The 14373-nt window shown below is 37.7% G+C and carries 13 protein-coding genes; all 13 read left to right on the top strand.

Going from position 1 to position 14373, the window contains the following annotated elements; genetic code table 11:
- Positions 1 to 6 precede the first annotated feature (6 nt).
- A complete protein-coding gene (locus JYE50_RS12130; RefSeq protein WP_084096276.1) occupies positions 7 to 1446 on the top strand; it encodes an exopolysaccharide biosynthesis polyprenyl glycosylphosphotransferase in 1440 nt (479 codons plus the stop codon).
- A 19-nt stretch (positions 1447 to 1465) separates the two neighbouring features.
- Positions 1466 to 2221 (top strand): DUF4422 domain-containing protein, encoded by a 756-nt coding sequence (locus JYE50_RS12135; RefSeq protein WP_084096277.1) that lies wholly within the window; start codon positions 1466 to 1468, stop codon positions 2219 to 2221.
- Between the two features lie 10 nt (positions 2222 to 2231).
- The gene (locus JYE50_RS12140; RefSeq protein WP_084096278.1) at positions 2232 to 3122 is read left to right on the top strand and encodes a glycosyltransferase family 2 protein; all 891 of its coding nucleotides are present in this window, start codon (positions 2232 to 2234) and stop codon (positions 3120 to 3122) included.
- Positions 3123 to 3381: 259 nt separating this feature from the next.
- Positions 3382 to 4485, top strand: coding sequence for a glycosyltransferase (locus tag JYE50_RS12145; RefSeq protein WP_179138369.1), 1104 nt, complete (start codon positions 3382 to 3384; stop codon positions 4483 to 4485).
- A gap of 8 nt (positions 4486 to 4493) precedes the next feature.
- On the top strand, positions 4494 to 5498 hold the full coding sequence (locus tag JYE50_RS12150) for a glycosyltransferase family 2 protein (RefSeq protein WP_084096280.1): 1005 nt from the start codon (positions 4494 to 4496) through the stop codon (positions 5496 to 5498).
- Between the two features lie 173 nt (positions 5499 to 5671).
- Complete coding sequence (locus tag JYE50_RS12155; RefSeq protein ID WP_084096281.1) at positions 5672 to 6778, top strand: acyltransferase family protein; 1107 nt, start codon at positions 5672 to 5674, stop codon at positions 6776 to 6778.
- A gap of 77 nt (positions 6779 to 6855) precedes the next feature.
- The gene (locus JYE50_RS12160) at positions 6856 to 8013 is read left to right on the top strand and encodes a hypothetical protein (RefSeq protein WP_084096282.1); all 1158 of its coding nucleotides are present in this window, start codon (positions 6856 to 6858) and stop codon (positions 8011 to 8013) included.
- A 39-nt stretch (positions 8014 to 8052) separates the two neighbouring features.
- Complete coding sequence (locus tag JYE50_RS12165) at positions 8053 to 9552, top strand: flippase (protein ID WP_283399230.1); 1500 nt, start codon at positions 8053 to 8055, stop codon at positions 9550 to 9552.
- A gap of 57 nt (positions 9553 to 9609) precedes the next feature.
- The gene (locus JYE50_RS12170; RefSeq protein ID WP_084096284.1) at positions 9610 to 10536 is read left to right on the top strand and encodes a LicD family protein; all 927 of its coding nucleotides are present in this window, start codon (positions 9610 to 9612) and stop codon (positions 10534 to 10536) included.
- Between the two features lie 22 nt (positions 10537 to 10558).
- On the top strand, positions 10559 to 11851 hold the full coding sequence (gene aepX, locus JYE50_RS12175) for a phosphoenolpyruvate mutase (RefSeq protein ID WP_084096285.1): 1293 nt from the start codon (positions 10559 to 10561) through the stop codon (positions 11849 to 11851).
- 12 nt (positions 11852 to 11863) lie between these two features.
- On the top strand, positions 11864 to 12724 hold the full coding sequence (locus JYE50_RS12180) for a LicD family protein (protein ID WP_084096286.1): 861 nt from the start codon (positions 11864 to 11866) through the stop codon (positions 12722 to 12724).
- Positions 12725 to 13456 carry a metallophosphoesterase family protein gene (locus JYE50_RS12185; protein ID WP_084096287.1) on the top strand — a complete coding sequence of 244 codons (732 nt, stop codon included), beginning with the start codon at positions 12725 to 12727 and terminating at the stop codon, positions 13454 to 13456.
- 2 nt (positions 13457 to 13458) lie between these two features.
- Complete coding sequence (locus JYE50_RS12190) at positions 13459 to 14340, top strand: LicD family protein (protein ID WP_283399231.1); 882 nt, start codon at positions 13459 to 13461, stop codon at positions 14338 to 14340.
- Positions 14341 to 14373 lie beyond the last annotated feature (33 nt).

Here is a 14373-nt window from a genome sequence, read left to right on the forward strand (position 1 = left end):
CAGCTAATGCAGATTAAGAGCAAGTATTCCTGGGCGAAGCATCTGGATTTTATGGTTGTGGACCTGGTTGCCTTGTTTATCGCGTTTATTATTTCTTATTTTCTGAAATTCCACGAATGGGATTTCTATACAAATGATGAATGGACGCGATATCTGTTCATTGTCCTGATCCTCAGTATTGTGATTAATTTCTTTGTGAATCCGTACAGCGGTATTATGCGCCGCTCGTATTATATGGAGCTGATCCGGGCGTTTCAACTGACGATCTATAACCTGCTGATCGCCAGCCTGATCTTTTATGCCTTTAAGATCGGCGCCACTTATTCCCGGGAAATGTCTTTTGTGATGTATGGCATCTACTTTGTTTTGTCTGTTATCCTGAAGTTCCTGTGGAAAAAGCTGCTGGTGTCCGGAAAGGTCGTAGTAAAGACAACAAAACAGATTCCGCTGTTTGTAGTTGGCAAAATAGACAGTATCGAAAAAACAATCCGGAACGTTACAGCCGGGGATTTCAAACTTTACGATATTATTGGCATTCACCTGATCGACAGTGAACAGGAAAGCCTGGATGTGGAGGAAATCGGTACTATTCCGGTATATGGCCGGGATGTATATGAGAAACATATCCTGGATCATAACATTGAAGAGGTGCTGATCGCGGTACGTCCCGGAGAGGTTGAACCGGGTGTCATGGAACGACTGAATGCCAACGGTGTGGGCCTGAATATGGTTGTGGAATCCGCTATCGGCTTCCAGCCGGAGGACCAGTACATCCAGAACTTCGGCGTCTATAAAGCCTTGAGTATCGGCGCGTTCTCTTTCCGGCCTGGTCAGCTGCTATATCTGGGAATCAAGCGATTTATGGATATCGTGTGCGGCCTGATCGGTACGATCCTGCTGATTCCGATAACGATTATTGTGAAACTGGTATATCTGCTGACCGGTGACAAGGCGAAGATCTTCTACCGCCAGAAGCGTGTCGGACAAAATGGTAAAGAAATCAAAATCTGGAAGTTCAGATCCATGGTTCCCAACGCGGATGATATCCTCCAGGAAATGCTTAAGGAAGAAAAATGGCGGAAGCAGTGGGAAGAAAACCAAAAGTTTGAAAACGACCCGAGAATAACCAAAGCCGGAAAGATTCTGCGGAAAACCAGTATCGACGAACTGCCACAGCTGTTGAATGTTCTCAAAGGCGATATGAGCCTGGTTGGACCGCGGCCTCTGGTTGAGGGAGAACTGGAAGAGCATGGCGGACTAAAGCTTTACCAGAAGGTGAAGCCCGGTATTACCGGCTGGTGGGGCTGCAACGGCAGAAGCAACATTGATTACAGGGAGCGCCTGGAACTGGAATATTACTATGTGAAGAACTGCAGCCTGTATCTGGATGCTCTGTGTATAATCAGGACAGCTCTGGCGGTTATAAAAAAAGACGGTGCACAGTAAAGGGAAGAAGGACGAAGCAATGAGTATCAGGATTATTATTGCCACACATAAGCAGTATTGGATGCCGGATGATCCCATGTATCTTCCCGTTCATGTGGGTGCCGCCGGAAAAGAGAGCATAGGTTACCAGCGGGATGATGAGGGAGAGAATATCAGCGCAAAGAATCCCAATTACTGTGAGTTGACAGGCTTGTACTGGGCATGGAAAAACCTAAATGCGGATTATGTCGGACTTGCCCATTACCGCAGGCATTTTTCAAACGGGAAATGGTTCGGGGACAAGAAAGACAAAGTCATCAATGGCGCGGAAATGGAAAAGAAACTGCAGGAAACGGATATTCTGCTGCCTACTCCCCGCAACTACTGGATTGAGACAAACTACAGCCAGTATGCTCACGCACATCATGCCATCGACCTTGACATAACCCGGGAGATTCTGCAGGAGAAATATCCGCAGCATATCGCGGCTTGGGATTCCAGCATGAAAAAAACTACCGGACACCGCTTTAACATGTTCGTGATGAAGAAAGAGCTCTTTGATCAATATTGCAAATGGCTCTTTGATGTGCTCTTTGAACTGGAAAACAGGCTGGACATCAGCTCCTACAACAAGAATGACAGCCGTGTATTCGGATTTGTCAGCGAACGGCTTCTGGATGTATGGCTTGAAACAAACCACCTCCCATACAAAGACACAGGATATGTATTCATGGAAAACCAGAACTGGCTTGTTAAAGGCGGAAACTTTATCAAGAGAAAACTTGGAAGGAAATGAGGTGTTTTCTATGGAAAAATCATATGCTGTAATTGTGGTAACCTATAATAGAAAAGAGCTTCTTAAAGAAAACATTGAGTGTTTGTTGTCTCAGAGACCAGTGATACCACATATTATTATCATTGATAATCACAGCACTGACGGTACAAAAGAGTATATAGCTGATTATATTTCCGAGGAGAAAATAGAATATTGTGATACCGGCTCAAATCTTGGGGGAGCTGGAGGCTTTTCTTTCGGCATAAAATATGCTGCTGAAAAGGACTATGATTATATATGGGTGATGGATGATGATTGCATGCCCACAGAAAACGCTCTGGAAGAATTTATAAAAGCAGATAAAGAATTGAATGGCCAATATGGTTTTTTGTCAAGCAAAGTTCTATGGAAAGATGGAAGCATCTGTACTATGAATTTGCAAAGAAAAACACTAACTAAAACTCTTGAATGCTTTGATAATAATATTAATCAAGTTGTAATGGCTTCATTTGTTTCCCTGTTTCTTAAACGTGAAATAGTAGTGGAAATGGGACTTCCGATAAAAGAGTTTTTCATTTGGACGGATGACTGGGAATATACCAGAAGAATATCATTAAAGTATCCCTGTTATGCAGTCAGAGACAGTGTTGTTATTCACAAATCAAAAAGCAATATAGGTGCAAACATAGCTTCTGAGAGCGCGGACCGTTTGGACCGTTTTAATTATCTCTACAGGAATGATGTATATCTTTATAGGCGTGAGGGAATAAAGGGATTCTGTTATGAAGCGACTCGCCTGACAGGCCATTGCATAAGAGTGCTGACAAAGAGTAAGGATAACAAGGGGAAACGTTTAGCGAAGATATACAAGGGAACAATCTCTGGGCTTAAGTTTAAACCTGAGATTGAATACATAACGTGACCTAATTAATTATGTAGTTTAATAAAATGATAAACTAGCAAGCTGATATGTACAAGGCTAGCAGATATATCTTGTATAGTATGTTGCCGAACCAATATTCTTTTATTATTCGGTCTACATTTATAAATGCTAAGAGATTGTTGCCTTAAGAGGTATAAGTTTGCGTAAAGCAGATGATTTTAAGAGCATTTAGAAAATGTAAAATAATAGAGGTGCAAGTTATACTAAGTGATATTATTATACAGAAAAGGGTATGCGAATGAATGTAATAGAAATCACAGGAGAGCCTATTTTACATGGAGGCCAGGAAAAATTTATATTGAATGTAATTGAAAACATAGATTACTCTGGTTTATCAATAGATGTATTAACTCCCTATATTTGTGATAATGAAGGCTTTCGAAAACTGCTCATATCCAAGGGAGGAAATGTATACGAGTTAGGCTTGGAGTTTAAACCTGGAGAGAGTAGAAAGCTACTCTTAAATCCAATTACGCAGTTTCTTAAGGAACACCATTATGATGTTGTTCATATACATTCAGGATCAATATCTGTTCTTGCATATACAGCTCTTGCAGCTAAGCATGCGAGTGCCAGGAAAATAATAGTTCATTCACATAGTACAGGGATTTCATCAATAAAGCATAAAGTGATCCGTTTTATCTTTGGCTTTTTACTGAAGAAGTGTGCCACAGACTTCCTTGCTTGCTCAAAGCAGGCGGGGGAAATGAAGTATCCAAGATCGATAGTTAAGAACGATTTGAAAATTATCGAAAATGGTATTTCCATTGATGAATATAAAAGGAATGATGAAATACGCAAAAGCAAAAGAAATGAGTTAAATATAGCGGATGACAGCTATGTAATAGGTCATGTTGGAAGATTTTCACAAGAAAAAAACCATTCATTTATAGTAAGTCTATTTGGTGAGATTCATGAGAAAATTCCCATAAGCAAATTATTGTTAGTGGGAGATGGAGAACTGCTTACTGATGTAAAAGAAGAAGTTAAAAGAAAACATTTAGAGGATTCTGTGATATTCACTGGGAATGTTGATAATGTACCGGATTATTATCAAGTAATGGACATATTTGTTCTTCCTTCTCTTTATGAAGGGTTTTCTTTTGTAACACTAGAGGCACAGGCTGCAGGACTGCCTTGTATAATATCTACAGGTGTTCCCCAAACTGTAGTACTCGGGCAGAATGTTGATCAAATAAGTCTGGAAGACATAAATGGATGGATTGAAAGAGCTATATATTACAAAGATATCGAACCTGTAGATAATTCCACAGTCATCAGAGAAAAAGGCTATGACATTAAACAAACAGCAGCAAAAATCAAAAATCTATATGAAGGGTAAATTCAGATATGAATAATAAACTATTAACAATTTCAATAGCTTCTTACAATATTGAGAGATTTATACGCGATACTGTAGGGTCACTTATTGTAAACAATGATGATTTAAAAAAAATGGAAATCATCATTGTGGATGATGGTTCGAAAGACAATACGAATAAAATAGCGCATGAACTGAGCAGTCGGTTTCCAGAATCCATCATTGTTATTGATAAAGAGAACGGTGGTTATGGATCTACTATCAACGCGTCTCTTTCCATAGCAAAAGGGAAGTATTATAAACTGCTGGACGGAGATGATTGGTTCAAAACAGACGAATTACCGTCTTTTCTTAAGTTTTTAGACAAGACAGAGGCCGATTTAGTTGTTACGCCATATATAGAAATAAGAGATAAGGAAGAGAAGCTAATTGATAATCATCCTGAAATATCGTCGGATGATAACGCTATAATTGACCTTCATATAGATAAAAAGCCTTTTTTGATGCATGAGATAGCAATCAAAACAGAAACACTCAGAAATTTGAATAAGCCAATAGCTGAACATTGTTTTTATACTGATTCTGAATATGTGTTTTATTGTATAATTGCAGCAAAGAGCATATCGCGTTATGAAAGCCCCATATATCGTTACAGGTTAGGAGTTGAAGGTCAAAGCGTTAGTCTTGAAGGAATACGTAAGCATCAAAAAGATTTGCCGATTGTAGCCAGAAGAATTATGTCAGCATATGTGGGAGCAGATCCGGAAAATTCTGGAGCGAAAAAAGACATTCTTAATTTGTGCATAACCAATATAACATATCATACATATCGATCTTTTCTTCTGATACAAGATCCTGAGGATTACCGAAACGATCTTATAAAGCTCGATAAAGACATATATGAAAAATATCCTATAGTTTATCAAATTGGAAGTAAGAGCAAACTTGTTAGATTGGTAAGAAAACTTCATTTCAGACCGTATAGAATATTATGCAGTATAGCATTAAACATGTTTAAAAAAGAAAACTTATAAACGCAAAGGGCATAACACTTAAGTAAAAGGATATATTTACTATTACAGGGACTATATACAGAAATAATGTAGTATATAAGCTATGTGTAAAAAGACATTTGGGCATATATTATTTTTGTATTATTGTAAAGCAGATATATAAATTCAATGAATAATAAAAGGATGGCATAATAATGCATTTGGCGAGTAAAAATACAGGTCGACTTGATTATATTGATATGGCTCGTGGATTAGGTATGCTTTCTATTATTATTGGTCATATGGGAAGTTCAGTAGTTTCTGATATTGTATTTACCTATCATGTGCCATTGTTCTTTTTGATAAGTGGTTTTTTCTATAAAGATAAAATAGAAACAGTAAAAAAATATGCCTGTAGACTTTTGAAACCTTATTTTATTACCTGGATTTTACTTATTGTATTATGCACAATAAAAGCTGGAGTAAAAGCCATAGCGAACTCGGAAGAAGTAGGGGGTGTAATTACCTATAGCATAAAGTATTGGCTAGTCGCAGGACTTTATGGCGGAGGAAGTACATACGCTAACAGTTTTTGGGGATATAACGATATTCCTATTATAGGTGCAACTTGGTTTTTTATCGCATTATTATGGGCGATAATCCTACTGTTTTTAATAGAGAAACTAGATATAAAAACATGGAGTAAAACGCTGTTAAGAGTAATTAAAACATGTATAGTTGGTATTATTTTTTTTGTTGGCTGGTTTTCTGCAAAGTACTCGTGGTGGCCGTTATCAATTCAAGCAGGTTGTACAGGACTTGGCTTTCTTTACATTGGATACATGTATCGTTTGTGGAAATTAGATCATAAGAGAGAAGAGGAATATAATAAGTCCAAGTGGTCACAATGGATAATTGCTATAATAGCTATATTATTGTGGCTACAATCTATTGTTAGAGCTATAAATGTTGAAGATGACACTTCAATGTCACTTGTACGAAACTGGTTTTCGAATCCTATATTGGACATTGTCGGTGCAGTTTCTGTATCATGGTTAATTGTGCAGGGAATGATAAAAATAGAAAAAAATAGCGAGAAAAAAGCCACGTTGCATATAATAAAACGTATACTGGTTTTTTTTGGTGTTTATAGTGATATTATTCTTTGCATACATTTAATTGACATGAATATTATGCCTTGGGACAAGATTTATAGTTATGTTCCATTTTATGCTATTGCATTTATATTGATATTCATTTTCAAACTAAGTCTTTATTATGGAGTAACAAAAATCATAACGAGAAGAAAATGTATACTTTAATAAATTCTATTTAGGGCAAAAGGAAGAAATTGTATAATCGTATATAATCAGATATATAGTTTATGGAGAAACTAGTAATGAAGATAAAGATGCGAACAAATGAAACAATATATATAGGTTGCTATATATTATTTATAGCGACTTGTTATATTTTTCAAGAGATTTTCTATAAACCCCGTGCCATATGGCTGTTTTGTCCGATTATAGCAATTGGTGTTATTTTATCCATTGTTTTAAACAACCAATGTACAAAAAAAGAGATGATATTGCGTATTTCAATTATTCTGATATTCGGAATGGCTGCAATAGTAGATTCAAATGCTAAGATGTTAGTATATGCAGCGCTTTTGTGCGGAGCAGATATGACTTCATTTCGCAGAATTATTAAATGCAGTTATTGGACTAGCTTAATAATTGTTGTGTGTACAATGTTGTTAAGTTTTGTCGGCATACTTCCTAATACCGGCGAGTGGGAGCGAAATGGTGTAGTCATTTGGACCTTTGGATTTGGTTATTATTCGGGTTTGCCATATGCTTTTTTTTATTTGGTACTGGAGCACCTTTATCTTAAGAAAAAGAAAGCGGCATGGTCTGAATTGATTGTAATATTGGGCTTAAATTATATAATCTATAAATTAAGCACATTGAGACTTACATATTATCTAATATATCTTGTAATTGTTTTGTATATTGTATTAATAAAATTCAATTGGTTCAATTTAAAGAAAAAGTTTTTGCATTATTTGACCATCCTTGTGTACCCTATCACATTTATAGTATCAATATGGGTTAATCATGCATTTACTTTCGATAATCCCAGACTGGCAGCAATAAATAAGATGCTTTCGGATCGCATATATTTAGGCCATCAAGCGATGACGTTGTACAAAATAAAACTATTTGGTAATAAAATCGAAACGTACAATAATGGTCCATCAGAATATTTTTACGTTGATTGTGGATTTTTGTATTCCCTTTTGGGATATGGCCTTATTTTTACAGGATTGGTATTGGTCTTTTATGTTTTCCTGCATAATTATTCTGCCCGTACCAATAATAAAATACTATTTATTTGGCTGACGGCAGTAGCAGCGTTCAGCTTTAGTAATAACACATGGATCAGCATACAATACAATCCGATTCTTCTTTTATTCCCAATTGTGTTGAAAGAATACAGAAGGAAAAAAGCATTATTCGGAAATGCAAAAAGCGAATTTGACATCGCTTTATGTTAGGCTATAGATAGAACAGAATAATATAACGGTTAAATAATTGTGAATAAAACGAACAGAATGTACTATGAAAAAACGGAAAGAAGAACAGAAATGCCACAGAAATCTGGACTAAAGAAAAATTTGTTTTTAAGCACATTTTATCAAGTGCTAAAGATGGTTCTGCCATTGATAACAGCTCCTTATGCGGCTCGTGTTCTTGGAGTGGATGGAACCGGAATATATAGTTATACACACGCTTATGTAACGTATTTTATGCTGTTTGGAGCATTGGGCATGGTGTCATATGGCGGAAGAGAAATTGCCAGGCATCGAAATAATAAAGATGAGCGGAGTCAGATATTCTGGGAAATTGCCATATTGACATTTATCACAACGACAATTTCTCTTTTGGCGTGGGGAATATGGATTCTGTTTAACAGAGAATACAGGATATACTACATTATTCTTACATTTTATCTTGTGGGGACCATGTTTGATATTTCATGGCTCTATGGTGGAATGGAAGAGTTTAAGTATACGGTCACGCAGAATAGTCTTTTCAAAATTCTCGGTACAATATCAATCTTTGTTTTTGTTAAAAAAGCGGAAGATCTCTGGATCTATATACTGATCATGTCTTTAACCGCATGTCTGGCAAATATATCAATGTGGATATATTTGCCAAAGTTTGTGAATAAGGTGCCTCTAAAGGGAATACGGCTGAAAAAGCATCTAAAGGAAACTTTTATATATTTCATACCTACAATTGCCATATCGGTTTACACCATTCTCGATAAAACACTCATAGGATTGATTACACAAGACACAAGCGAAAACGGAAACTATGAGCAAGCGACAAAGATTGTTAATATGGCTAAATCGGTATGCTTTGCAGGTGTAAACGCAGTATTGCATTCCAGAATCTCTTATCTTTTTACAGAGAAAAAATATGAAGAGATTAAACAAAGAATATCTGCATCCATGGATTATATTCTTTTTATTGGAATAGGTATCTGCTTTGGAATAATCGGTGTGGCTCAGAGATTTGTACCGCTATATTTTGGCCCCGGCTATGAAGCAACCATACTATTGCTCCAATTAATGTCCCCATTAATCATAATCGTTGGGATTAGCAATTGCTTGGGAGATCAATACTATAATCCGGCGGGATTAAGGGCGCAAAGTGCAAAATATATTATTACCGGGTCTGTTATAAACTTAATACTAAATCTTATTTTTATACCAAGATTAAAAAGTACAGGAGCCGTAATAGCAACACTTATAGCTGAAACGGTTATCTCTGTTTTATATTTTAGCAATTGCAGTGGATATTATCGTCTAAATGTATTTATAAGACAGATATCACGAAAACTGTTTGCTGGTATAGTAATGATGATTGTAGTATTATTATTGGGAAGTGCGATTGATAATGCTTTTGTATCTGTAATAGTTCAAATACTTACAGGATGTATTGTTTACTGCGTAAGTCTTCTTTTAATGAAAGATTCGTTCATGACTGATGTAGTTATATTGAATCTGAAAAAACTGATCAAAAAGTAACAGTGTTATTCGCACTTGAATTATAGATGCTAAAGGCAGGAGGAACAGGAGTAGAATATGAGCCAATTACCAATAAAAATACACCTTCCGGACGGTTTCCTTGACGAAGAAATAAGAAATGGATACACAATCAGTCATGAAATGAAAGAAATATGGGCTGTTGAATTGGATTTGCTGGTGGAATTTGATAGAGTCTGTAAAGAAAACGGATTAAAATACTTTGCCAGTTGCGGAACAAAACTGGGAGCGGTAAGACATCATGGCTTTATACCGTGGGATGATGATGTCGACGTAATGATGCTGCGTGATGAATACGATAAACTATGTAAGATTGCGCCACAGTTATTTGCCTATCCTTATTTTTTCCAGACGGAAGAGACGGACAAAGGCAGTGCGCGGGGACACGCACAGCTTCGCAACAGTAAAACTACAGCCATATTAAAAAGTGAAGCCAGCATGGGCTTTAAATATAATCAAGGAATATTCCTGGATATTTTCCCGCTGGACAATATTCCTGACGACAAAAAACTGTTCGAGGAACAAAGAGAAAAAGGCAATAAAATACATCGAAAACTACTCATGCATTTAAATAAATATCATCCGGAAAATCCTACGTTACGGGACAGGCTGATAGTTTTACGGAATCAAGCTCTGTATTATATTAATAGAAATGGATACCAGAAATACTATTATGAGTTTGAAAACATATGTAAGCAATATAATGACTCAGAAACAGAATATGTAGCGATGTTAACTTTGGGTTTTAATGACCGCGCATATAGGTTAAGAAAGGATTTTGAGGAATCCATTGATATGGATTTTGAGTTCATAAAAATACCGGTACCTAAAAACTATGAAGATGCTTTAACCAGGGTTTATGGTGATTGGAGAAAGATTGTTGTTGGTGAAAATGACCACGGTGAAGTTATTTTTTCTGCAACTGAACCATATACAGAGTATTTTAAGGGAAAGCATTCCCGATAAAGATAATCAGGAGGTATAAAAAATGGTTTACACATGTTTCTGCACAGACATTATTCACGAAGGACACCTGAACATCATAAACGAATGCAAAAAACTTGGGGGAAAGCTTGTAGTCGGAGTCTTATGCGATTCAGAAATGGTGCGATACAACAGATTTCCAACAATATCTCAGCAAGAGAGAGTTGAACTTGTAAAATCGATTGCCGGTGTTGACGAAGTTGTTGTGCAAAACCATATTTTTTACGATGAAATCTTCGAAAACTTACATCCTGATTATATTGTTCATGGCAATAACTGGTCATCTGATTCTATGCAGACAATCAAAAAGAATATAGAAAGTCTCATAGAGAAGCACGGTGGTAAACTTGTTGAGGTTCCTTATACAAGAAATCCTGACATCCAGAAGATTGACAGACAAATGCATGAGAAACTCTCTATGCCTGAATTCCGGAGGGGAAGGCTCAAGAAGCTTATTAATATAGTCCCTATTGTGAAAACTTGTGAGGTTCATAGCGGGCTGACTGGTCTGCTGGTTGAGAAAACAGTGGTCAGTAATGGGGAAGCAATAGATCAGTTTGATGCTATGTGGGTCAGCTCTCTTTGTGACAGCACAGAAAAAGGAAAGCCCGACATAGAACTCGTTGATATGACCAGCCGTTTTCGTACAATTGAAGATGTAATGGAAGTAACAACAAAGCCGATCATTTTCGATGGTGATACTGGGGGCCTGACGGAGCATTTTGTTTATACTGTTCGCAGTCTGGAGCGGATGGGCGTCAGCGCTGTAATTATCGAAGATAAAACAGGATTGAAAAAGAACAGCCTGTTTGGAACAGAGGTTGAACAAACTCAAGCTAGTATTGAAGAATTCAGTGCTAAAATTGCGGCCGGGAAAAATGCACAGTTATCTGATGATTTTATGATTATTGCGAGGATCGAGAGCCTGATTCTCGAAAAGGGTATGGAAGATGCATTGGCGAGAGCCAGGGCATTTGTTAAAGCCGGAGCAGATGGTATTATGATTCACAGCCGCCGTAAAGAACCCGATGAGATTCTGGAATTCTGCGACAGGTTCCGCGCAGAAAATAAGAAAACACCCATTGTAGTAGTTCCAAGTTCATTTAATGTAATTACAGAAGAAGAATTGGCAAAGCATGGAGTGAATATTTGTATTTATGCCAATCAGCTTCTCAGGGCTGCCTTCCCGGCTATGGAGAATGCGGCCAGAAGTATCCTTACTCATCATAGGGCTAAAGAAATCGACAGTGAATTAATGCCGATCAAGCAGATTATTACATTAATCGATGAACTGTAATGAGGAATTGCTATGAAAAAAGGCACAGGGGTTATAACCGGTGAAGATTTCCGTAGAATGCAGCTGCTGGAATTGGATATGTTGGTTGAGATGGACAGAATCTGTCGGAAACATAATATCCGATATACTATAACAAGCGGAACACTTCTGGGTGCTGTCAGACATAAGGGATATATACCCTGGGATGACGATGCAGATGTAGCAATGCTACGGGAAGAGTATGAAAAGTTCAGGAGAGTATCCCATGAATTGAACCCTGAAATATGTTTTTTTCAGGATCATGATACTGAAAAAGAATACATATGGGGATACGGAAAACTTCGAAGGACAGGAACGACATATATCCGGCCCGGCCAGGAAAAACAGAAGTTCAGAACTGGGGTTTATGTGGATATTATGCCCTGTGATGATATCCCCAAGTCGGTTCCCGGTCAGATGATTATGGATTTTTATTGCTTTTGTCTCAGAAAGATTCTCTGGTCCAACATCGGGAAAGATGATACGAAAAATCCAATCCTTGAGAGGATAATGTATAAAATGCTGTCAAGGATTAATCCGGAATTCGTGTTTAAACGTATTGGTAAAATGGCTGCGAGAAGTTCAAATAAAAGTCCAAATCTTGTTCGGGTACTGATGTTGCCATCAGGTGGAAAAGAACGGAAGTTATATTCCGGGAAAAATAGTGTGTCTACCCGATATGGCAGTCCCAAAGAATGGTACCTGGATGTGATAGAAATGGACTTTGAAGGGCATAAACTGTATGGAACGAAAAACTATGATCAATACCTGATATCACGTTATGGAGATTACATGGCTCTTCCTCCGGAGGAGAAACGGATTGGAAAAGCCCCTGCGTCAATCTGGGAGTTTTAAATGAGCAGAATAGCAATCCTGTCAGATATACACGGAAATTTATACGCACTGGAGAAAGTTGTACAAGATATGGACTCACGCTGTATTGATCAGGCGATTCTTTTGGGTGATCTGATTGACTATGGCATGCAGTCAAATGAAGTGGTTGCTTATATTATGAACCATTTTCATTATCCTCTTGTATGCAGTATATGGGGGAATCATGAAAAAGCCATTTTGACTTCAAATTTCAATGGCTTTTCCAGCCAACGCGGGGTGGACTGTGCTAAACATACCGCCTCTTTACTTACCACTGAAACGACTGATTATTTGAACCGGGAACTGATTCATGATGGTTTCTGCGAATTCAGTCTGGATAATAAAAAAGCTCTGGCGATTCATGGATCGCTTGATAATCCCTACTGGAAAGCGATTATGCCCGGTAATCTGCGCGGGGATTACAGGGAATATGACATTGTGCTGTCCGGCCATTCTCATTATCCCCATGTATTAACAGAGTTCTATGACAACGAGGACCCGGTACACAGGAACAAGCATGCGGTTATATTTATCAATCCGGGGTCGGTAGGACAGCCAAGAAATCACAATCCCGCTGCACAATATGCCATTCTGGATACCGATACTTTTTCTGTCAGTCTTATAGCAGTAAAATATGATGTTGTATCAGCAATGGCACTGTATGATGATAGTGTTGATTCGTTTTACAGGACAAGACTTGAAACTGGAGTATAAGTATGGAAGGAATGCTGACTGATTTTAGCAGAATCTATGTGGATAAGGAAAATGATGCGCCTTTATCCCAGGAGGAATTTAGAAGGCTGCAGCTGGTCGAATTATGTATCCTGAAGGAATTTGATCGGATATGCCGGAAAAACCAAATAAATTATACCATCAGTTGCGGCACCCTTCTGGGAGCTGTCAGACATAAGGGATTCATTCCGTGGGATGATGATGCGGATATTTCCATGTTGCGGGAAGACTATGAGAAGTTCCGTAAAGTAGCGAATCAGATGGATCCGGATATATGTTTTTTTCAGGATCATAATACGGATCCGGGATATCTTTGGGGTTATGGGAAAATCCGTAAAACAGGAACATGTCATATCCGTTCAGGGCAGGAACATATTAATTGCAAAAACGGAGTATATATTGATATATTTCCGCTGGATGGAATTCCGCGAAGCACGGTTGGACAGATTATGCAGGATATCCATTGTTTTTTTGTTCGTAAAATGCTGTGGGCCCGGGTCGGCAAGGAAACTGCTAAAGGATTGCTGAAAATATGGTATAAATGTGTTTCTCATATTCCCGTAGAAAAAATCTATCAGCATTTAAACAAAATGATCAAAAAGTATAACGAGAAAAACCCGGAAAGGGTAAGACTGCTTATGTATCCGTCATTTGGAAAGCTTTATGTAAAAAACACACTGAAAACCCGTTTTGGAATGCCAAGAAAATGGTATACAGATCTCATTGATTATCCTTTTGAAGATACTGTGCTTCGAGGAATGAGAGATTATGATGCTGCCATGAAATACATGTATGATGACTATATGACACCACCGCCGGAGGAAAAACGTATTCCCAAAGTATCATTTTCAAAAATCCGTTTTTAATATGTTAAATAAATAAGCGCCTGAAAGGGCATC

It is taken from the genome of Aristaeella lactis, from assembly GCF_018118585.1.
Taxonomy (GTDB): Bacteria; Bacillota; Clostridia; order Christensenellales; family Aristaeellaceae; genus Aristaeella; species Aristaeella lactis.

Bases quoted from the DNA above. Each gene is read 5' to 3' on its own strand.
- JYE50_RS12130 (WP_084096276.1), top strand. From the start codon at position 7: ATGCAGATTAAGAGCAAGTATTCCTGGGCGAAGCATCTGGATTTTATG.
- JYE50_RS12135 (WP_084096277.1), top strand. From the start codon at position 1,466: ATGAGTATCAGGATTATTATTGCCACACATAAGCAGTATTGGATGCCG.
- JYE50_RS12140 (WP_084096278.1), top strand. From the start codon at position 2,232: ATGGAAAAATCATATGCTGTAATTGTGGTAACCTATAATAGAAAAGAG.
- JYE50_RS12145 (WP_179138369.1), top strand. From the start codon at position 3,382: ATGAATGTAATAGAAATCACAGGAGAGCCTATTTTACATGGAGGCCAG.
- JYE50_RS12150 (WP_084096280.1), top strand. From the start codon at position 4,494: ATGAATAATAAACTATTAACAATTTCAATAGCTTCTTACAATATTGAG.
- JYE50_RS12155 (WP_084096281.1), top strand. From the start codon at position 5,672: ATGCATTTGGCGAGTAAAAATACAGGTCGACTTGATTATATTGATATG.
- JYE50_RS12160 (WP_084096282.1), top strand. From the start codon at position 6,856: ATGAAGATAAAGATGCGAACAAATGAAACAATATATATAGGTTGCTAT.
- JYE50_RS12170 (WP_084096284.1), top strand. From the start codon at position 9,610: ATGAGCCAATTACCAATAAAAATACACCTTCCGGACGGTTTCCTTGAC.
- aepX (WP_084096285.1), top strand. From the start codon at position 10,559: ATGGTTTACACATGTTTCTGCACAGACATTATTCACGAAGGACACCTG.
- JYE50_RS12180 (WP_084096286.1), top strand. From the start codon at position 11,864: ATGAAAAAAGGCACAGGGGTTATAACCGGTGAAGATTTCCGTAGAATG.
- JYE50_RS12185 (WP_084096287.1), top strand. From the start codon at position 12,725: ATGAGCAGAATAGCAATCCTGTCAGATATACACGGAAATTTATACGCA.
- JYE50_RS12190 (WP_283399231.1), top strand. From the start codon at position 13,459: ATGGAAGGAATGCTGACTGATTTTAGCAGAATCTATGTGGATAAGGAA.